The organism is Legionella sp. ST3F1 (assembly GCF_048553315.1).
GTDB classification, from domain to species: domain Bacteria; phylum Pseudomonadota; class Gammaproteobacteria; order Legionellales; family Legionellaceae; genus Tatlockia; species Tatlockia donaldsonii.
The window spans coordinates 99,582-119,044 of record NZ_JBLZIO010000006.1; the positions used below are offsets into that span (position 1 = coordinate 99,582).

Genomic DNA, 19,463 nt, shown 5'->3' on the forward strand with positions numbered 1-19,463 from the left:
GAACTTGAGATAGCGCTATCTTAAAGTTTGGCGATCTAAACGAAAAATATTATTTCTGGAATAGTGCTAATTTTCTTCTATCCAAATTCGATTACACCTAAAGGAGAAAGCGATGTGGTCAAAAGAGGAGTTAACTAAGGGAATGGAAGCCTGTCCTATTATTTTCACCGAGCTCGATACGGTACTGGTGGAAAATAAATTGGACGCCAACCAGGCGAGAGTGAAAGTTAGTAAAGCAGTATGGCTAATTCGAGAAAGCTCAATACCTGACTTGTTAGTGGTTTCCTATTTTGATCAAAAAAAGCGGCAATATACCCATATTGGGATTGGCAGAGTGAAAGGCAGGTGGGGGTTTGCTCCGGTCGGTGATGCAGATATACAGGTCTTCAAACGACAAATTGAAGCTTCCTTTAAAGAAAATAGAATGGAAGACGGTGCGATTAAACTTGTTCATTTTCTTGCAGAGTATGATTTTGACCTCACGAAAATAGTAAGACCAACATCCATTGAAGCGACCAGAAATTTACAATATATCAATTACATGCTTAATGAGGAGATGACACAAGCCTGCTGCGAAGTCTATTAAGTTTAATTTCGATTATCGCGGGTCGTGCGCAGAGAGGCACAAAATAATAATCTATTATTATATACTTCCTACGGCCAACCTCCGGTGTTTTATACGCCAGAGGTTGGCCGTAAAAAGTTGGGAATTCTCTTCGACTGTTAAGATTTAGTATGAGGCATTTTACTGTGCCAGCCAACTGGATATTATTTCATGCTGTGCCAAATCCAGGAGAGCGGGAGCATGTCCGGCATCCTCTACCTCCAAAACCTCAATATCAGGGTGAATTCGGCGCATCTTTTTTATGTGTTCGGGAAGCAGAAGATCTGAATGGCGCCCATGGATCACCATTACTGGGCATTTAATTTCTCGCCAGATAGACCAAAGATCAATATCAAATAAAATGCCTTCCAACGCTTTGTGAGGATTGGATAGGAATTCTTTTAAGAAATGACCATGCCATTTAACATCTTTAATGCCGGGATCCAATTTAACAACATAAATGCCAGGTGAGCGCTCTTCAATACTATGCTCAGTAAATTCTTCCCATTGCTCTTCGCTCAATGCACCGAAGGTAGCATAGATAGTTTTGAAATATTCTTTAGCTTGTTCCTTACTCAAGAACTCAGGATCTTTACCCGCATATTTAGATAATCGCCAAAGAGCATGAACAGGTATCTGTGGGCCAACATCATTCATAATTAGACGGCGAATAGGTGAGTTAGGCAGGGCAGCGATCATCATGCCGATTAGACCGCCCATCGAGGTGCCAATCCAATCAATTTCTGTTGTTGCAGTACGAGCAATCAGCGCATTCATATCGAGAATGTATTGTTCATAAGTATAGTGATGGGAATCCTTGAGCCAACTGCTATCGCCTCGGCCAACAATGTCTGGACAAAAGACGTGATGACCTTGCAGGCTTAAATACCTGGCAAGTGCGTCAAAATCACGGCCATTGCGAGTTAAGCCATGGACACAAATAATAGAAGCGCGTGATGAAGAGGGGATACCCCATTCAGTATAAGCAATTCGATGAAAGCCTTCTTTCGACATGGAAAGAAAATTATTTTGCTTCATTTCACTCCTTCCTTCCTGTGGTATTTATTAAGTTCAAAATGAGCTTATTTTAGTTTTTAACTATAGTACATGGCTTCTAGTGCGTTTTACCTCATTTAAAAAATAGCAGAAATAAGCGGGAATCGCCTACAACAGCCTCTTATCAAACCGCTAACAATCAAATAGTTATACTTGAAACCTATTAATTAATCATAGAGTATATTTATTTGCCAATTTGCTTCTCTGTGAATCTATAATTAAAGAAAGCGTAGAGAAACGGTTGTAATGATGAAAGATGTTTATGCAGAGCAAACATACCATTTAGAGAAAGGTCCAAGAAACAAAAGTGAAGCTACTTACGATCTTGAAAAAATAGCATTAGCATTTTTAAACGAATCAGATCATATGATTACAGTCTTTTATAATGGACGGCAAGAACTGGAAGTTCAAATTGATGATCATACTTATAATCTTACAAAAATCCTTGAACATGCTGATTTCGAACACTTGGAATTTGCCGATAATGCTCTTGATGGTTATGTTACCTTTCTGAGAAAAAAGACGAATAGGTATAGACCTCATTTGGATGAGGATCGTGAAGATGATTTGGATCAGCTGATGCAGTCGGCCGAGCCTACAAAGACAGTTGAGTTTATAGAGAACCCTACAGAGAAAATGACTGAAGAGGCTACAGAGGATCTTACCGAAGAACTCATAGATGATATGACGGAGGATCTGACTGAACTGACATACGTGGAGCTTGCGGACCTGGAGCTTGATGAGGTGGGGGTTGCAGAGAAAGAAAGCGGGCAAAAAAAAGATGGTTTTCCTACTCGGAAAGATTTCCAAACTCGCGATCCCGAAGGTATTTATGACGATTTATCTTATGCTGAAAAATTGGCCGTTAATGTTTATACAACCCCTGCCTATCACCTTATCAATGCATTCTTGAGAACTCGTGGAAAAAGTGAAAATCTAAGAAAATTACCGGTACGGGAATTGGCTCAACAAGTGCAAGAAACTATTTTAGTCTGTTGTATTGCAGCTCAAGGGCTTAATAAAATTGATCTACAATCTCCCGAAGGCGGTGATGAATCAGTAAAGTTGGAGAAGTTAAATCGCTTTGAAAAAAAGAGTGATATGGAGGCTGTATTCCAAGAACGAGTTAACGCTGTTAAAAAGAAAAGAAAAGAAAAAAAACAAGAAGCCTTTGTCAGCTCTTCATTGAAAGATGATATTAATTTCAGCCGATATGATACTTACGTTACTATTTATCAGCCCTTTGGAAAAAATCCCCTGGGGAAAAGAGTCGAGTTACTGGCTGATCTAAAAAAAGAAAGAGAGGTTCTTTTCACCCCTGGAACACAATTAAAATTTTATGAATACCGTAACAAGGAAAAACATCACTATTTCGCTGCTATTCCAGTTCGCTCTCTTGATACAGCCGCTGAGTCACTTCGGTATTCGGCAAAAAATATTGCTATACGTGATGAGCTTATAAAATTGCATGAAGAGCTTGCTCAAGCCCTCGATACTTATCAACGGGAAAGAAAACCGGCGAAAACAGGCTTTTTTTCAAAAATACATTTTGTTTCCAGTAAGAAAATTTTGCAAAAAATTGATGGGCTAATTGATTTTTTAGCAGTGAGTAACCCACTCGATCAAGCAAGTTATTTGAAAAAATTACAGGAAGTAAAAAAATTAATAAGTGAAGAGCTGATAAAAGTCAGCAAAATTAATCCTTCTGAATCGAATAAACACATACAGACTGTTGTTCTCGCCATGAGGGATGTCAATCAACAGGTAGAAGAGCAAATTCAATGGGCAAATAAACGGTTCAGTGAAGGCGTGGAGCCAGCGAGGCTTTTAGCTGATATGAAAAAACTCGATAAGAAAGTTCGTGCTCGAATTGAAGAGACAACGGATGCTGTGGCGAATATACAAAAAATAAAAACTATCTGTGCCGATAGATACAGCGATAAAGTCTATTATGGTAATGCGGCATTAAATAGAAAAATTCTCCTGGATAAGGAGATAGCCGATTTATTAACACCAGAAACCATGGCCTTGATATTTGATGAGCATCAACAATTAAAAAAACAAGGTAAATTAGGTAGATTAAGCCCTGAGGATAGCATAGCGATTAGAAGAGATGAAAAGGAGAACGATACCTATATTAGTTTAGCGGATGCGCTATGGTTTGGATTTAAAGATGGACTTCATGTTATTGAGCATCTTCCTAATAACGAGAAAAGATATGGCCCCAAAGAATACGATGAACAAAAAAAATCGTTTAGAGAAAATACCAGCAGAATTATCGAAAACCTTCTTAACGCGAGTAGGTTGTTTGGTTTAAATCCCAATGCAACGAAATATCAGCATCAGGAAAATGACAGTTCTTTTCTACCACTTGGCAGACGATTTGCTCAGATTGAAATGGTAATCGGGCTCATAAAACGCGATGGCAAGGGTGATGATCTGGTTTTTGTTCCAGGCTTTGAAGCGGCGCATATCAGATCCCAATGTGTTCGGGGATTCCGTAATATTTGTCAGATAAACGAAGACGCGCCAAATAGTTATGTGGTTGTTGAAAAAGGCATAACGAGCTTAAATGATTTGGTGAGTAAATTTATTTCTGATCCGGCATTACTTTTCAATAGTTCTATATCCCATCTTCTTTATGATAGGGTTCACTTTGAGGCTTGTTTGGAGCAGGACACGATACTTCGTATAGGGAAAAACGAGTACAGATTGGCTGATTTTTTTCGTGAAGTTATTAAACTTTGTGCGAGTTCACCAGATTATTATGCTGCTCAAGAACAGTTTGATTTGCGTATGCACTTGGTTGAAGCTCATCTACAAGACAAATTTCCTAAACAATGGAAACAAGGAGCCGGCTTAATCAATCAACCACCGAAGGATGATGTACCGAATCTGCTCACAATGTAGATTAAAATCAAGTCATTACTCCGAATAAGTAATGATTTTGTAGGTCGTGCTTATAGTCATTGACGAGGGGGCGCTTTCGAGTTTATAACTAAGTTAAATAGTAGGGATGATTTAAACTTTATGAAAGCCGCGATTATTGAAAAATATGGTGATTTTAATCAATTAACCATCAAAGACCTACCTGATCCTGTTGTTCATAAGAATGAGGTTTTAGTCCGCGTTCAAGCCTGTAGTGTCAACCCTATTGATTGGAAAATTCGTTCTGGTGCCTTGCGTTATGTTTATCCAATTAAGTTACCGGCAATTTTAGGCTTTGATTTTTCTGGGGTCGTAGAAGGTGTCGGTGCGGGTGTTAAGACTTTTCAAATTGGGGATGAAGTTTATAGCTGTTCCATTAAGAAAGAAGGGCAGGCCTATGCTCAATTAATTGCTGTGAGCGAAGCAAGCCTGTCGTTGAAGCCAAAGAATATAGATTTCAAACAAGCGGCGAGTATTCCCTTAGCTGCAATGACTGCGTTACAGGCTTTGAGAGACAAGGGTGCTGTTAAAGCTAATTATCGGGTATTAATTTTAGGGGCTTCTGGTGGTGTTGGCATGTTTGCAGTGCAAATAGCCAAATTGCTGGGAGCTCAAGTTACTGCGGTTTGTAGCACTGCGAATGTGGCTTTTGTGCAATTATGGGGAGCTGATAAAGTCATTGATTATAAAGAGAGCCCTCCTTTTGTCAGCGATGAAAAATACGATGTGATTTTTGATTGCGTAGCGGCTTATAGTTATTCTCAGTCTAAGAAATGTTTAACCAAGCATGGTATTTATATTGCTACCTTGCCCAGTCCTTCATTGATTTTTAATAGTTTGATCAGCACATTTACCCGGACAAAAGCAAAGATTATTTTACTGCGAAAAAATAAAAAAGACTTAGACAGTCTTACGCAATTTATCGAAGAGAATAAATTAAAAACCCATATAGACAGTGAGTTTAATTTGCAAGATGTGGGTTTGGCTCATCAACGCAGTGAAAGTCAACGGGCTGTGGGAAAGATAATCATTAATGTAAGTAATGATCCTGAGACGGTATCATAAGAATGAAAGTGAATTTATTGTCGCTCAAGCAACCAAATACTTAATAAACCAGGCTTTAGCCAATTGGGCTACTTCAGCGAGCGTACCTGGCTCTTCGAATAAATGAGTAGCCCCGGGAATTAATTGCAATTTTTTTATGCAGTTCATTTTGGACATAGCACGCTGATTCAGATCAATAACAATTTCATCATTACTACCAACAATGAGTAATGTAGGTGCTTTGATAAGACTCAATGCTTCTTTAGCCAAATCGGGTCTTCCACCACGTGAGACAATGGCTTTTATATTGCCTGGTGCGCTTGCGGCAGCAACAATAGCTGCGCCCCCTCCTGTACTGGCTCCAAAATAACCAATAGACAGGTGATAAACAGAAAGATTTTTTAAACACCAATTGGTTGCGTCAACCAGGCGCTCGGCCAAGAGAAGGATATCAAAGCGAAATTCCCTTGTTGCTACATCAATCGCATCTTCATCAGGAGTTAGCAAATTAAATAACAAGGTAGCAATCTTGCCCTTATGTAAAACATCTGCAACATATAGGTTACGCACACTATGCAGATTAGACCCGCTACCATGAGCAAATAACACAAGACCTTGGGCTTCCTTAGGTATACATAAAAGACCCTCAAGATAAATTTCCGCACTGGGAATAATTACAGGATGTTCCATATCTACCATGAAGTTACTCATGATGGACTCCTGTTGCAATAGAAGGGGTATGCTCCTCGTTTTTTTTGCTTGCTTTTAATAAATCAGATACTTCACTATCTGTGGTTTGTGAAAAATCGTCATACCATAAGCCAACAGCATAAAAATTGAGTGGTTTCATGGAACAGATAATTTTATCAACTAGAGCGCTCATTTCGTTATAAGTACTCAGAGCTATTACCGGCACTGCCAAGATAATGCTTGCAGGTTTATGTTGAAGGATTGCTTTAATTGCTGCTCGCATGGTTGCTCCTGTGGCAATACCATCATCAACAAGAATAACTGTTTTTCCTTCCAGCTTCGGAAGAGGCCTATTATCACGGTAGCTTATTTCACGACGTTTTAACTCGCCTTGTTCAGTTTGTAAAATGAGCTCAATAGCTGATGGAGATATATGGAGATCATCGATAATCTCCTCATTAAAAATGGTTGTTCCTCCTGTTGCAATGGCCCCCATAGCCAATTCTTCATGCCCGGGTACACCCAGTTTACGTACAATAAAAACATCAAGGGGGAGTGCTAAGGCTTTTGCAATTTCATAACCAACGGGAACTCCTCCACGGGGTAAGGCTAAGACAATCACATCCGGTTTATTGGCATAATCTTTCAGCTGGGTTGCTATAACTTTCCCTGCCTCGTATCGATCACTAAATTTATCCATAGTGAATTACTCCATTTTCCAAGCACTATTCTTATTAAGTGTCTAGGGGGCTGTATTGGATATTTTTGATGATTCTATGTAGTTTGTTATCAATTATTTCACCATTGATATCGCTGAAATTTTCTCGTGCTTGGTTGCGCATCCAAATAACTAATTTTTCAATATTATCTCCATGGTTTTTAACTGTTTTGCCATCCTCAAAATAGATTTTCGCCGTATATTTGTGCTTCATTTTTAGATTTTAATGTAAATCTTATGCTTTAATTTTAGCAGATGTAAAATTATCTGTTATTACTATTAGAAAATAATCGGTTTTAGAGATAAAGATGAAAATTTATATAGGATTTGTTATGAGATTTAAGCAATTTAAAAAAGAGTATGTCACTCTTCTAGTATCGTTGGCTTTGTTGTGCTCTCAAGTTGCTTTCGGCGCAATAAGCGAAGATAGAGTGTTTTTTAAAAAATTATTTACCAATTGGACTACTGCGTTTAATAACCGTGAATTGGCTAAATCTTGTAATTTATTTTCTGTTCACATTGTTGCAGATTATCGAGGGATCAGTAGGAAAAATTATACAAATATATGTAATGGTTTTAAAAAAATTTTTGCTGATGACACACGCAAATATCATTACAGTTTTAAATTGCATGAAATTTATCGGTCTGAATTTCTGGCAGCAGTACGAATTACCTGGTATTTAGAAATAGCCAATAAAAATGGTGGTGTAATTCACGTTCAGGATGAAGGTCTGGATATTTTGGAGAAAAACAGCAAAGGTGAATGGAAAATTATTAATTATCTAAGTTATCCAACTGGAAATTCAGAGGAATAAAGTTATTAAAAGAACGGGATTGGCAATACCTAGTTTTTATCAGACTTTTCTCCAAGCTTTCTTGTTGAAGAAATAAAAAATCGTTTAATCAGGTATATACTTAATTTTAGGTTGCTTCTAACACGCTTTTGGCTAGATGGGAGAGTGCAATGATTAATCCATTTGAATATCAGCCCAAAGGGGATAAAAAAAACACAGATTATTTTAACGAGTATCGCATGAAAATATATGAGCGGCGACAAGGTGTTGGCTTGAAGGATCTTTATGGGGATATTTGTGGAATCGTGGTGCAGGTACAAACAGGTGACGCTATTAGCTATCTAAATGAACTATATATCATGACACCATATCGTTATGCTGTCAGTTATATTAGTGCAACACACAAAATTTATTTTCTTGTTAACACCCCAAATAGTCCTATTTTTATTGTACTGGAGCCCTTAGATCCAAATTTCAAAGATGATATCACTCGTATTAATAAAATGTATCCCAATGGAAGAGAAAAGTTCAATGCTCGTTATGTCGGAGAAATATTCAAAACAAAAGACAAAGACGAGACTCGTAAGATTTTAAGATCTCAGGATTTCCATTTTCATGATGCTGATATGACTGAGAATAAATTTTATTGTAATGAACATTTTTATTTTACTCGTTTATCAGATTATTGCTTCAATAGTACAGGTTATACCGACAGTGATATTTTTGATTTTGATAGCCTGAATCTGGGGCAGCGATTTTATTTAACCAAGCAGGAAAAGAAACTTTTAGATAAAGCAGAACAATTCAGTATTGATAAAGGCATTAAACCTTTGCTTAAAGGGATTGATCATATGGCAACACGAATTTTAGCTGGCGAGCGGGAGGATTCAATTTTAGAGTTTCTTTGCTTGTCTAATTACTATTTCTGGGGTGCTTACAACATTAGTGATATGAATTCATCAACGAATGTGAATCGTGTCTCTCATGGCCAGGATATTAAATCGCCTGCCAAGGTGTTTACTGCCAACAATACCCCTTTTATGGTGAATTCTTTTGAAGGCCTCCCCATGCCTACTGAGAATTTTGTCAGAAACTATGGGCGCCGCATGCATCATATTGCTATCGAGGTAACAGATGGCGATCACAGTACTGGTAAAAAGAATATCGATTATGTCATTGAGACCTTGCGTGACGAGGCCAATATTGAGTTTTTAGCTAAGATTTTTGGAGCATGTAAAGAAGAGCCTGATTTAAAACAAATATTTTCTAAGCACTCCAAATATTCAATCTTGATTACTGAATATGTTGAGCGTTGTCATGGTTTTGATGGCTTTTTTACTAAAGAAAATGTGGCTGCTTTGACAGAAGCCGCTAGTTTGGATGAAACAGTGAAAACACATAATAGAAAACATGGATTAATCGGTGATTAATCAGGGTAAAGTTGTTGTATGAGAGGCGTTATGAACATTGCCTGGCTTACAGACATTCATTTAAATTTTTTAGATAGTAAGGCTCGTCATCTATTCTATAAAGCGCTTATTCATAGTCGTGCTGATCGAATTATTATTAGTGGTGATATTGCTGAAGCACCGACTGTTAGTAGTTTTTTGCTAGAGATGTGTGAGGCGTATGCCAAACCCATTTATTTTGTCCTTGGAAATCACGATTATTATCACGGGTGTGTTGATAACGTTCGAGAACAAATCCAACAATTGACACATCAGGAACCATTGCTGGTTTGGTTGGCAACGGCTGGGCCAATTTTACTGGAAAAAAACATTTATCTGTTGGGACAAGATGGGTGGGCGGATGGACGATTTGGCGATTATTACAGCAGCTCAATCATAATGAATGACAGCAGAATGATTGAGGATTTATTTCGGAAAAACTGCCTGGGTAAAACTGAACTTTTAGAAAAAATGCAAGAGTTGGCTGATAATGACGCGCAGCAATTAAAGGAAAATCTTAGAGCGGCAATTACCGAGCATGCTGAGCGTATGATTGTTGTAACTCATGTGCCTCCTTTTCAAGAAAACACCTTGCTTGGTGAAAAAAGGAATACTATTGATTTCCTGCCTTTTTATACATCAAAAGCAACTGGTGAGGTATTAATCGCAATGGCCGAGGAATACCCCCAGCTTGATTTTTTGGTATTGTGTGGACATATCCATAGTGAAACTAACTATCAACCTCGCCACAATCTAATGGTTAAAACAGGCCAGGCTGAATATTATAATCCGGCGATTCAAACCATTTTGACATTGTAATCAAGTAGAAGGGGCTCCGCGCTTTAGAGTGCGCAGAGCTTATGAGGGAATTACTATTTATAGGTGAAAAAGCCGTAGAGAATAGCTGAAATAGCTATTAGTCCAAGGATAGTAATAAAGGCATTCTGAAAGGGTTGTCGGTATTTTTTCATTGCTGGCACTCTAGCAATGGCATACATAGGCATTAAGAAAAGTATGATGGCAATGATTGGCCCACCAAGAGTCTCAATCATACCCAGGATACTTGGGTTAATCGTAGCAACGGCCCAGCAAGTAACGATGATAAATATTTCAATCAATCGGTGTACCTTTTTACTGCAAACACTGATGTGGCGCACACGCAGGGATTTAACAATTAAGCCATGTAATCCCTCACTCGCACCAAGATAGTGCCCCAGGAATGATTTGGCTATCGCAATAAACGCTATCATTGGAGCAATATAGGCAATAACTGGCGTATGAAAATGGTTAGCCAAATAAGACAAAATAGAAATGTTTTGTTGTTTTGCCAAGGCTAAATCCTGTGGTGACAAACTGAAGACACAGCTAAATACAAAAAACATGACTGTAGTTACCATCATGATATGGCTATATTTCAGAATCCACGAACTTTTCTCATCCGCTTGTTCCCCATATTGTTGTTTTTGAGCAACAGCAAAAGAAGAAATGATAGGGGAGTGGTTAAAAGAAAATACCATAACTGGAATGATGAGCCATAGGGTCATCAGTGAACTATGCGATTCACCATTGGGCACAATCGTGCTGCTGTGTTGCAGGATAGCATCGTTCCAGTGGGGAATTAGATAAATCGAGAGTAAAAGCAAAATACTCACAAAAGGATAAACTAACAAACTCATTGATTTTACAATTATCTGTTGTCCAAAACGAACAATTGCCATCAATCCTAAAATGAGAATAATTGCTAAAAGTGCGCGTGGCGGCGCGTTCATGCCCAATTGATTGACGATAAAACTTGAAGTGGTATTGGTAATAGCCACACTATACATGAGCAAAATTGGATAGATAGCAAAGAAATAAAGCAAGGTAAGCACTTGCCCCGCAGCACGACCAAAATGTTCATCAACCACTGTGGTGATATCAGTTTTTGCTGAGGAACCAGAAAGCACAAAACGGCATAGGGCTTGGTGAGAAAAATAAGTCATTGGAAATGCAAGTAACGCCATGATGATCAGCGGCCAGATACCATTTAATCCGGCATCGATGGGAAGAAAAAGGGTTCCGGCACCAATTGCCGTACCATAAAGACTTAGCATCCATACTGTATCTTGTTTTTGCCATGCCGAAAATCGGCTTTCTGTTTCTGGTATGACCACAGAGATGTCATTTAGAGACATAAAAACATCCTCGTCTATTGCTATGAATTAAAGTAGTTCATGGCCCGGTTAAGTATCTTTCCAATATAATATGTGTTTTTTTTATACAAAAACCCTACCATGTTATCTAAAGGTATTAGATAAATCAAGACGTAGAATTTTTCGTCATCTTGAGAGTAAGAGAAAATCCCTGCCAGTACGACAGAGGAAGTCTGTTGTTAAGCACAAAAAAGGGAGAGTATACTCGCTTATATTTATTTTAAAGTTTTTGATCTAAGCTTTTAACAGACGCTTTATTTTTGTGATTATTGCCAGATATATAAAGGTTTTGCTGTTGCAGTTATATTAAAGATTTATTGAAAGCACGTTCAAGAGACTTCCATGTTGATAAGAGATGAAACAATTCAGCTTCTGCAGAAGCAAAAGTATATCCAGATCCCTTTTGCATTAAAACAGGATGTTTTGGAAGAGGCTGTTATTGCTTTTTTCAAATTTTTAGAAGAACCAGACTCAGTTAAAAATTATATTGATTTTACTATCGCTCCACTACATCGTAGAGGGGATGTAGGTTTTAAACATCGTGATCCTAATGATCATCTTTATAATGACTGCAAGGATTTTTTTCATTTCCACCCTGCCTTATTTGAACGTTATGGGGTTTTTTTACAAACCCATCCCGTAGTTCTGGATTTTGTAAGGAAGGCGAAACCCATTTGGGAACTAGTTTACAAAACAGTACGTGATATCCTGCAGGTTTTTGAGAAGCAATTTCCTGGGATTGTGGATAAAGTTTTTGCTACGGATGATGTTCATGTCCTACTGCGTTTCCTCCGCTATAATTGGCAAGAATCGGGAAAGTATCTGGCCAAACCTCATTTTGATGCGGGCTCTTTTACGTTGGCAATTGCAGAAAGCTCTCCTGGCCTGAGAATTGGTAGCTGTCCTGATGATTTGAAACTGGTAGAGCATAAAGATGAGCACGCAGTGTTTATGTTGGCAAGTAATTTCAGGCAACTTATGGATACCAATGAGTTTTCAGCAGGATGGCATGATGTAGTTCAATTGGATGAAACACTGATCGGTAAGCCTTATGCGCGATGGGCTATTGTGGCCTTTATTGAGGCTCATGGTGTGGAGGCCTTGCCACGATCGGAAACGCATAAATGGTACCTCAATGAGGAGGCACAATAAGGCATATTTTAGTTGTTATTGTGCATCTCTAAAAAGTCCTTTAATCCAGCATTAATATGTCTTTCCCAAAGCGCTCCAATTCTTTTTCAGACGTTAATTCAATAAAATTTGCATGCGGGTATTTTGTTCTTAAGGTGTCTAAAAGTGAATGAACTCGTTTTTCATAACTCCACATGGATTTTAACAATGACCAACTTGCTTTTTTTTGCCGACCAAGGACAGGGTCATCGATAATCATTTGTTTATTAAACAAATTTTTTAAAACCTGCCAATAACAGCGATGGCGAGGAAAATTAAAGTATAAACAAATAGCATTCTGCTCTTCTGTTAACAGTTCTTCTTGCAGAGCTAAAAACTCTTGATAATCTCTCTCAGTCCAACTAGCGAGTGAAAAAAATTTATCAAAATAATAAAGAGAAATACCCAATCGAGTTTTCAATGTTTTAGCAAAACTCGCTTTACCGCTGCCTGGTCGACCAAGGAGCATAATACGGTTAGGCAAATTGGTTTGGCGCTCTAATCCCATTAACTGGTATTCTTTCTTGAGCAGTCTAATGGTTGTGCGGACTTGAAAGCCAAGTTTTTTATAACAATGAATGGCTTTGTAATTGTCTGTTTCAGGGTCTACAATAATTTCAGTCGCTGAGGGGCAATATTGATTAATGAATTGAGTCAAGATTGGTGTTGACCAGCCTTGCTCTAAAAAATTGGGGTCGCCAATAAACATATCAACACCAACACAGGGTGAGCTCGTGATGTATTTCCAAAAGGGGTGTTTACTATTTATGGTGTAGCGTTGTATGTAACCTATTTGTTGTCCATCAATCTGGATGATAAAACGCATAACAGTATCATTTTTCAAATAATGTTGTTTAACTTGTTTCTGCTTGCGATGCCCATCATCCCAAAATTCACGAATATGGGGTAGTTGGAGCCAACCGTGTACAATTGGAACATCACTTGCTCTAATGGGTTTAAATAATATCATTCTGCAAATCGTTAAGTTATCAAATGGTTGCGATTATAAACTGCCATTTATTCTAGCGATATTAATCTGTGCAATAAATTAAGTGGACGCTAAAATTTATTGCAAGGTATTTTTAAAGCAAATACATTCTCAGATTAGTAGCAAATCGCTTCGGTACGGCTTAGAAGGACATGCTTGCCTGGTAAAGGCTATCTTCTTGTTGGCGGGCTTTTGAATTAGCATCTTCTGAACTGATCGCTTCCACTAGCTGTCGTCCGCTATTGACTCCACCAGTAAGAACGCCAGCTGCAGTTTGTAGCAGGTTTCTGGATAAATAACCTGAATTGAAAATGGTTTCCATCGTTCTTGAGAGCAGAGTAATTATTGTAACTGCTGTATTGATAATATTGATAATCAAAGCACCAACTTCAAACACGAGACCGCCAAGAACTCGCGGTATTGCTTTAGTGGGATTATTAAAAATAGCTTCAAAAAATAACAACGTACCGACTATTATGCGTCCAACGCCCATAAAACACTTGAAAGCATTAACAAAGGGATAAAAAACTGCGGTAGCATGATAACCAACCGTGTAGTAAGGTTGAATTGCTGTTTCATATTCCAGTCCGAGTAACTCGGTTGCCTTTGTTAGCTCCTTTTTGGCATTAAAATAAAAAAAAGATGCATTGTAGTTGGCCATTTTGCTCCCTGCTCAATGAGTTTTTGATAGATCCTTATAGCTAAGGATATACCATACTACATGCTAGAATATTAGATAATTATATTAAAAGCGATGTTACCTCATTTGTGGTGATTGTTTTATGGAAACTAATTTTAACTACGCCAGTAAGACGCCATATCCCGCTCGAAAAGAAGCAGTCAATTGCCAGCCCGTACCCGAAGGCTACTACCCGATCTTTACACAATTGTTGGCACGTCATGGCGCACGGGTCTTATCCAGTAATAAATACAATGAGCTTACACTGCAGATTTGGCAGCAGGCGAGAAGGGAAAAGTGTCTGACTAAACTTGGAGAGTTATTGGTTCTTGATATCGAAAAGATAGCCAAAGCAGCTTTAAACATGGGTTATGGCAATTTAAGTCAATTGGGTAAACTGGAGCAGGAAGCGTTAGGTAAGCGGTTGGTAACACGACAAGAACGCCTATTTAGCTTGGCTCAAACTAAAAATCAGCGTATTGAGATAGCAACCTCAGGCAAGGCGCGCGCAGAAATGAGCGCTGATTATTTTATGCAGGGCATGCTAACTGTTTCACCATCTCTCCGCACTTTATTCAATCCGTTGCAACAGGACAGCAAACGGTTATATTTTCATAAAACGGATGAAAACAGTGCTTATCAAAATTATATCCATAATGATCCAACGCTCTTGAAAACCCTGGATAAGATTAAAAATCAACCCAAAAGCCACGAGGTTGCCCAAGCCGTTTTAGAGCGCCTGTATACAAAAAGCTTTGTTGATCGATTGGCAAAAACGAGGTATTCATTTCAAAGTAGGGAAACAGGAAAAATACGTCGTCCCAATGTAATCGATGCTGCCATAGCTCTTTATAATCTTTATTGCATTGCACCTGCTATGCAAGAAGAAGGGAAATGGCATTTTGAGCGCTATTTTCATGATTCTGAAGCCCTTTGGTTTGCTTATCTTAAAGATGCCCAGGATTTTTATCGCAAGGGGCCTGGCTTTAAGAATCAAACAATGACTTATCAAATAGCCAAAATTCTTCAAGATGATTTTTTTACTCAGGTGGATGAGGTGATTTCGGGGAGTAGCAATAAAGTTGCTAAATTGCGTTTTGCTCATGCTGAAACGATTATTCCCTGGGTTGCTCTCATGCAAATTCCAGGCTGTTGCCAGGCAGTGGAACCAGAAGAAATTTATACCTATGCAAATAATCCTTGGCGTGGTGAATTCGTATCACCTTTCACGGCGAATATTCAGTGGGATGTTTATAAAAATGACAAAAGTCACGTTATTATTCGTCAATTATATAATGAAGAACAGAGTGCCTTTAAAACGGAATGTCGTCCCATTGCACCTGGTAGTTTGTATTATGATTATCAGGCCTTGTTACAATGTTACAGAAAATAGTTAGCATTGATTTGGCAAACTGTTTTTTATATGGAATGCGCGTTAATTAGACTCATTACGAGACTGCAATAATTCCTGGATTTGTTTAGGAAGAATGGATTGCGCTTTTTTAGTCAGTAAGGCTTCATGTTTTTGCCATAAAGTACCTAAGTAAATAATGACCAAGCCAATTAAAGTAAGCGCTGTTGGGAAAAGAACACTGTCTTTAAAGACTTCTGAGGCCAGATGACCCAGGTAGAAACCACAGCCTATGGCACCAAAGATAACGAAAACTTTTCTTACTAAAATAACGCCTATACCAATCATGATGAGATTGATGCATAAATAGATGAACTTAGAGAATTCGCTGTCAGAGCTTTGGCAGGTCATTCCTCCCCAAAAAGCCATAACCCCAAAAATGTATAGCCAGAATGCATAGTCAGCAGAATAGTGTGATTCCAAATCCACCCAAAATGCGATGAGAATAGTGAAAAGTCCGAAATACATTGAAACATTTGCGCTTAGGGTAAAACTGGCATTTTCTCCTGCAATCATGGCTGCGAGATCCATGGACATATACCAAAGTGTTACTGCTATCGGCATAACCATAAAAGGATAGCGGTATATCCAGGCTAAAATAATTCCTACCATAAGAGTGCCTAACTCCATAAAAATCCAATGCCATTTAATGTAACTATGATAAGCGCGATAAACGGTATCATCGGGCCACCAACCCATCCCTATTTGCAAGCCATAAATAGCTAATGGTGTTAGACAGACCACAAATGTTGCGCAAATGCCAGCTGGAATACGGTAACCTTTGGTTTCGAAGAAAGAAGACAGATATAAACCAGCTATCGCATACAGTAAGGAGAGATAAAAAATTCCCCAACCGCCAAAGGTTTCCCAACCCAAGTTCATAAATAAAGTCATGGCTCCGATAGCAATTAAACCACCCAGATAATACAAAACATTCGTGAAATTAAAACTTGGATTCTGTTCAGGCTGATTTTTGATAAAATCTAATAAGGCATCAGCTTGTTTATTATTAATTATTTTTGCTTCGACAGCTTTGTTCAAAACAGCACGTGAAATTTTCATTGCTTTCCCCAACTCAGGTTTTTAACTGGACTCGGGTTTGTTTTGCCTTTCCTAAAGTATAGTTCAGTGAATGTATAATTGGCATAGTAAATTATGGCGGGAGTTCAATGGGGCTCTATTCTTGGGTATGAGATGTTATAATAGGCGGTTGATTAGACTTCTATTCAATTTTTCACAAAGTTAACTGGCACCTGCAGGAATGGTTTTCAATAGTTGATAGGTATCTGACAAAGATGATTGAGCAAGAAAAAAAATTTCCTCGATTATTATCCCTGGATGTATTTCGTGGAATTACCATTGCTTTAATGATTGTGGTTAATTGTCCCGGCAATGACAGCACTTATAACTGGCTTGAGCATTCTGCTTGGGATGGTTGTACCTTGGCAGATCTGGTTTTTCCTTTTTTCGTTTTTATTGTCGGTGTTGCCTCCGTATTTAGTTTATCCAAATCACGTGCACAGGGCGGTTCTTTACAGCAATTACTGCCTAAAATTATTAAGCGGACTATTCTGATTTTTTTAATTGGCTTGTTTCTTAATGCGTTTCCTTATCATTTTGATTTTGCCACAATTCGTGTATTTGGTGTTCTACAGCGTATTGCCATTTGTTATTTCTTCTCTGCATTTTTATTTTTAACTACACAGCCCCGAACGCAACTGATTGTAATGTTTATCTTAGTGTTGGGTTATTGGTTGTTGATGGCTTTTTGGCCGGTACCTGGTTATGGGGCTAATAATTTGACTCCACAAGCTAATCTCGCCGCTTATGTCGATCGCTTGCTTTTTTCTTCAGCTCATTTATATGGCAAGGTCTATGATCCGGAAGGCTTTTTAAGTACGGTACCTGCGATTACTACTGTATTATTGGGTAATCTTACCGGTATAGGATTATTAACGACCGCCAGTCAGCAGAAAAAATTGGTCGGGATGAGTATGGCCGGTATTAGCGCGTTACTCATTGGTTGGTTATGGGGATTATGGTTTCCAATTAATAAGGCTCTTTGGACTAGTTCTTATGTTTTATGGACTGGCGGCTTGGCGCTCTTGGTCCTGGCGTTTTGTTACTGGACAATTGATATTAGAGGATGGAAAAGATGGTGCAAACCACTTGAAATTTTTGGTGTTAATGCGATGGCAGCGTATATTCTCCATATATTTTTTTTAAAAATACAACTAATGATTACACTGCCTAATCGAGACGGTTTTCCTGGAAATTTACGTTCTTATATTACCGAACATCTATTTGGTTGGGCATCTCCTCCTGATGCTTCCCTGCTATATGCCTTAAGTTATACTTTTTTCTGGTTAGTGATTCTTACTATTCTTTACCGTAAGAAAATATATATTCGAATTTAGACCATCGGTTGAGCTAATGGGTTAATAATCGGCGCATCTTGCTTAGGTTCGTTAAACTGGCAACCAGTCGAGTTTATGGAGATTAACTATCGAGTGCTGGGGTTCTGGAGTGGGTATTTTCTTGTTTGGTGACATTACCATGAACAAATAATAAGAACAAAGACGAAGTCTTGATGTGTCTCAGAACCTAATTCTTTATAATATTTTCTTTGTTTTTCATTGAAAATTTAGTCATAAAATTATAATGACTCTCTAGGGCAATGCCAATGTTGTTGATTAAAGTGTCATTTCCATTTTTTATTTATTCGACCTAATTTTTTTAGGTAAAACCTATAATAAATAATATCTGGTTTTATCCAAGTTAATTTTTATGAAAAATTGCGTTATATTAGAATGCAATTTTCAATAAAATAATTCATTATTTTAGCTTACACCCTCTAGAATAAAGGCAAGTGAGTAAGCCTATGAAGAATGTTTTTCAAAAGAGTAATTTGAACTATTCCCTGGATAATGAACTGGCATTGGCTATTGCTCTTGCAAGAAAAGCTGGGCAAGTTATAAGAGACATCCGCACAAAGGGTTATAAGATTCAGGAAAAAGAGGAACAACAGGGGCCTGTTACAGAAGCAGATCAAGCAGCCAGCGATTTATTGTTGGAAGAACTTAGACAAGTATTTCCGCATGACCTCCTTATTTCGGAAGAAGCCCCTTTACCTTCTAAAGCCAATCCAGTAAGTCGTACATGGTTTATCGATCCCATTGATGGAACGAAAGAATTCATTGCTAATAACGGGGATTGGGCAGTCATGATAGGTTTGGCTATTCATGGCCATTCTTGTTTGGGGGTAGTCTATCAACCTGATTTAGATCGCCTCTATTATGCTACAAAAGGAAATGGTGCTTTCCTGGTAAAACCGCAAGGAACGAAGCGCCTCAAAGTAAGTGGCACCTCAGAGCCAGCCCAGGCCGTTTTAATTCAGTCTCATAACTCCCATAATAAAAAAACAGAACAGCTAATTGCGCAATTAGGGATCAGAAAAACACTTAGACAAGGCTCGGTCGGGTTAAAGCTAGGAGTCATCGCTGAAGGGAGGGCGGATCTCTATTTTAATTTTTCAGGCTACTGCCATTTGTGGGATCTTTGTGCACCCGAAATCATACTTCAGGAAGCAGGGGGTGGGGTTCTTCTCTCTTCAGGAAAAAGCATCATTTACAATCTTGAGGGAATCAAGATTAAAGAAAAATTTTTAGCTGCTAATAATGGGTTATTAAGTGCAGTATCGCAATTTATAAAATAATTTCATCTTTATGAAGTCTAGCTTGT

General features: G+C 38.3%; 17 protein-coding genes. 10 read left to right on the plus strand and 7 right to left on the minus strand.

Annotation, left to right across the window (positions count from 1 at the left end):
• The first annotated feature begins 112 nt into the window (after window positions 1-112).
• Window positions 113-586 carry a hypothetical protein gene (locus tag ACN4Z1_RS06200; RefSeq protein WP_228364157.1) on the plus strand — a complete coding sequence of 158 codons (474 nt, stop codon included), beginning with the start codon at window positions 113-115 and terminating at the stop codon, window positions 584-586.
• Between the two features lie 159 nt (window positions 587-745).
• Here the strand turns inward: ACN4Z1_RS06200 and ACN4Z1_RS06205 are convergent, their stop codons facing one another.
• A complete protein-coding gene (locus ACN4Z1_RS06205) occupies window positions 746-1,642 on the minus strand; it encodes an alpha/beta fold hydrolase (protein WP_115221137.1) in 897 nt (298 codons plus the stop codon).
• A 264-nt stretch (window positions 1,643-1,906) separates the two neighbouring features.
• Between ACN4Z1_RS06205 and ACN4Z1_RS06210 the strand changes: the two genes are divergently transcribed.
• Both ACN4Z1_RS06210 and ACN4Z1_RS06215 read left to right on the plus strand, forming a co-directional pair.
• Window positions 1,907-4,570 (plus strand): hypothetical protein, encoded by a 2,664-nt coding sequence (locus tag ACN4Z1_RS06210; protein WP_228364156.1) that lies wholly within the window; start codon window positions 1,907-1,909, stop codon window positions 4,568-4,570.
• Between the two features lie 120 nt (window positions 4,571-4,690).
• On the plus strand, window positions 4,691-5,653 hold the full coding sequence (locus tag ACN4Z1_RS06215) for an NAD(P)-dependent alcohol dehydrogenase (RefSeq protein WP_228364155.1): 963 nt from the start codon (window positions 4,691-4,693) through the stop codon (window positions 5,651-5,653).
• Window positions 5,654-5,677: 24 nt separating this feature from the next.
• Here ACN4Z1_RS06215 and ACN4Z1_RS06220 read toward each other — a convergent pair whose 3' ends face one another.
• Window positions 5,678-6,343, minus strand: coding sequence for a dienelactone hydrolase family protein (locus tag ACN4Z1_RS06220; RefSeq protein WP_228364154.1), 666 nt, complete (start codon window positions 6,341-6,343; stop codon window positions 5,678-5,680).
• The gene (locus tag ACN4Z1_RS06225) at window positions 6,336-7,022 is read right to left on the minus strand and encodes a phosphoribosyltransferase (RefSeq protein WP_115221141.1); all 687 of its coding nucleotides are present in this window, start codon (window positions 7,020-7,022) and stop codon (window positions 6,336-6,338) included. The genes ACN4Z1_RS06220 and ACN4Z1_RS06225 overlap by 8 nt, the downstream gene beginning before the upstream one ends.
• A gap of 326 nt (window positions 7,023-7,348) precedes the next feature.
• On the opposite strand from ACN4Z1_RS06225, the gene ACN4Z1_RS06230 reads away from it, so the two are divergent.
• The 3 genes from ACN4Z1_RS06230 (at window position 7,349) to ACN4Z1_RS06240 (ending at window position 10,101) form a co-directional block, all read left to right on the plus strand.
• Window positions 7,349-7,855 (plus strand): hypothetical protein, encoded by a 507-nt coding sequence (locus ACN4Z1_RS06230; protein ID WP_228364153.1) that lies wholly within the window; start codon window positions 7,349-7,351, stop codon window positions 7,853-7,855.
• 149 nt (window positions 7,856-8,004) lie between these two features.
• A complete protein-coding gene (locus tag ACN4Z1_RS06235; RefSeq protein ID WP_115221144.1) occupies window positions 8,005-9,264 on the plus strand; it encodes a hypothetical protein in 1,260 nt (419 codons plus the stop codon).
• Window positions 9,265-9,294: 30 nt separating this feature from the next.
• A complete protein-coding gene (locus tag ACN4Z1_RS06240; RefSeq protein WP_228364152.1) occupies window positions 9,295-10,101 on the plus strand; it encodes a metallophosphoesterase family protein in 807 nt (268 codons plus the stop codon).
• 53 nt (window positions 10,102-10,154) lie between these two features.
• Here the strand turns inward: ACN4Z1_RS06240 and ACN4Z1_RS06245 are convergent, their stop codons facing one another.
• Window positions 10,155-11,456: a serine/threonine transporter gene (locus ACN4Z1_RS06245; RefSeq protein WP_228364151.1), complete on the minus strand. Its 1,302-nt coding sequence runs from the start codon at window positions 11,454-11,456 to the stop codon at window positions 10,155-10,157.
• Between the two features lie 360 nt (window positions 11,457-11,816).
• Between ACN4Z1_RS06245 and ACN4Z1_RS06250 the strand changes: the two genes are divergently transcribed.
• Window positions 11,817-12,626 carry a hypothetical protein gene (locus ACN4Z1_RS06250; RefSeq protein ID WP_228364150.1) on the plus strand — a complete coding sequence of 270 codons (810 nt, stop codon included), beginning with the start codon at window positions 11,817-11,819 and terminating at the stop codon, window positions 12,624-12,626.
• 40 nt (window positions 12,627-12,666) lie between these two features.
• Here the strand turns inward: ACN4Z1_RS06250 and ACN4Z1_RS06255 are convergent, their stop codons facing one another.
• Window positions 12,667-13,614 (minus strand): GNAT family N-acetyltransferase, encoded by a 948-nt coding sequence (locus ACN4Z1_RS06255; protein WP_228364149.1) that lies wholly within the window; start codon window positions 13,612-13,614, stop codon window positions 12,667-12,669.
• 160 nt (window positions 13,615-13,774) lie between these two features.
• Window positions 13,775-14,293, minus strand: a complete 519-nt coding sequence (locus ACN4Z1_RS06260; protein WP_228364148.1) for a hypothetical protein — start codon at window positions 14,291-14,293, stop codon at window positions 13,775-13,777.
• Between the two features lie 121 nt (window positions 14,294-14,414).
• Here ACN4Z1_RS06260 and ACN4Z1_RS06265 point away from each other — a divergent pair, with 121 nt between their 5' ends.
• Entirely contained in the window at window positions 14,415-15,704 is a 1,290-nt protein-coding gene (locus ACN4Z1_RS06265) for a histidine-type phosphatase (RefSeq protein WP_228364147.1), read from the plus strand.
• A gap of 42 nt (window positions 15,705-15,746) precedes the next feature.
• On the opposite strand, the gene ACN4Z1_RS06270 is transcribed toward ACN4Z1_RS06265, so the two are convergent.
• Complete coding sequence (locus tag ACN4Z1_RS06270) at window positions 15,747-16,784, minus strand: DUF2157 domain-containing protein (protein WP_228364146.1); 1,038 nt, start codon at window positions 16,782-16,784, stop codon at window positions 15,747-15,749.
• A 233-nt stretch (window positions 16,785-17,017) separates the two neighbouring features.
• Between ACN4Z1_RS06270 and ACN4Z1_RS06275 the strand changes: the two genes are divergently transcribed.
• Window positions 17,018-18,139 carry an acyltransferase family protein gene (locus ACN4Z1_RS06275; protein WP_228364145.1) on the plus strand — a complete coding sequence of 374 codons (1,122 nt, stop codon included), beginning with the start codon at window positions 17,018-17,020 and terminating at the stop codon, window positions 18,137-18,139.
• A gap of 464 nt (window positions 18,140-18,603) precedes the next feature.
• Window positions 18,604-19,437, plus strand: coding sequence for a 3'(2'),5'-bisphosphate nucleotidase CysQ family protein (locus ACN4Z1_RS06280; RefSeq protein ID WP_228364144.1), 834 nt, complete (start codon window positions 18,604-18,606; stop codon window positions 19,435-19,437).
• The last annotated feature ends 26 nt before the right edge of the window (window positions 19,438-19,463 follow it).

What these genes read in the sequence shown, in the direction of transcription:
- ACN4Z1_RS06220 (WP_228364154.1), bottom strand. Translation starts at nt 6,343, where the DNA reads ATGAGTAACTTCATGGTAGATATGGAACATCCTGTAATTATTCCCAGT.
- ACN4Z1_RS06245 (WP_228364151.1), bottom strand. Translation starts at nt 11,456, where the DNA reads ATGTCTCTAAATGACATCTCTGTGGTCATACCAGAAACAGAAAGCCGA.
- ACN4Z1_RS06215 (WP_228364155.1), top strand. Translation starts at nt 4,691, where the DNA reads ATGAAAGCCGCGATTATTGAAAAATATGGTGATTTTAATCAATTAACC.
- ACN4Z1_RS06265 (WP_228364147.1), top strand. Translation starts at nt 14,415, where the DNA reads ATGGAAACTAATTTTAACTACGCCAGTAAGACGCCATATCCCGCTCGA.
- ACN4Z1_RS06200 (WP_228364157.1), top strand. Translation starts at nt 113, where the DNA reads ATGTGGTCAAAAGAGGAGTTAACTAAGGGAATGGAAGCCTGTCCTATT.
- ACN4Z1_RS06250 (WP_228364150.1), top strand. Translation starts at nt 11,817, where the DNA reads ATGTTGATAAGAGATGAAACAATTCAGCTTCTGCAGAAGCAAAAGTAT.
- ACN4Z1_RS06230 (WP_228364153.1), top strand. Translation starts at nt 7,349, where the DNA reads ATGAAAATTTATATAGGATTTGTTATGAGATTTAAGCAATTTAAAAAA.
- ACN4Z1_RS06280 (WP_228364144.1), top strand. Translation starts at nt 18,604, where the DNA reads ATGAAGAATGTTTTTCAAAAGAGTAATTTGAACTATTCCCTGGATAAT.
- ACN4Z1_RS06210 (WP_228364156.1), top strand. Translation starts at nt 1,907, where the DNA reads ATGATGAAAGATGTTTATGCAGAGCAAACATACCATTTAGAGAAAGGT.
- ACN4Z1_RS06260 (WP_228364148.1), bottom strand. Translation starts at nt 14,293, where the DNA reads ATGGCCAACTACAATGCATCTTTTTTTTATTTTAATGCCAAAAAGGAG.
- ACN4Z1_RS06225 (WP_115221141.1), bottom strand. Translation starts at nt 7,022, where the DNA reads ATGGATAAATTTAGTGATCGATACGAGGCAGGGAAAGTTATAGCAACC.
- ACN4Z1_RS06255 (WP_228364149.1), bottom strand. Translation starts at nt 13,614, where the DNA reads ATGATATTATTTAAACCCATTAGAGCAAGTGATGTTCCAATTGTACAC.
- ACN4Z1_RS06275 (WP_228364145.1), top strand. Translation starts at nt 17,018, where the DNA reads ATGATTGAGCAAGAAAAAAAATTTCCTCGATTATTATCCCTGGATGTA.
- ACN4Z1_RS06235 (WP_115221144.1), top strand. Translation starts at nt 8,005, where the DNA reads ATGATTAATCCATTTGAATATCAGCCCAAAGGGGATAAAAAAAACACA.
- ACN4Z1_RS06205 (WP_115221137.1), bottom strand. Translation starts at nt 1,642, where the DNA reads ATGAAGCAAAATAATTTTCTTTCCATGTCGAAAGAAGGCTTTCATCGA.
- ACN4Z1_RS06270 (WP_228364146.1), bottom strand. Translation starts at nt 16,784, where the DNA reads ATGAAAATTTCACGTGCTGTTTTGAACAAAGCTGTCGAAGCAAAAATA.
- ACN4Z1_RS06240 (WP_228364152.1), top strand. Translation starts at nt 9,295, where the DNA reads ATGAACATTGCCTGGCTTACAGACATTCATTTAAATTTTTTAGATAGT.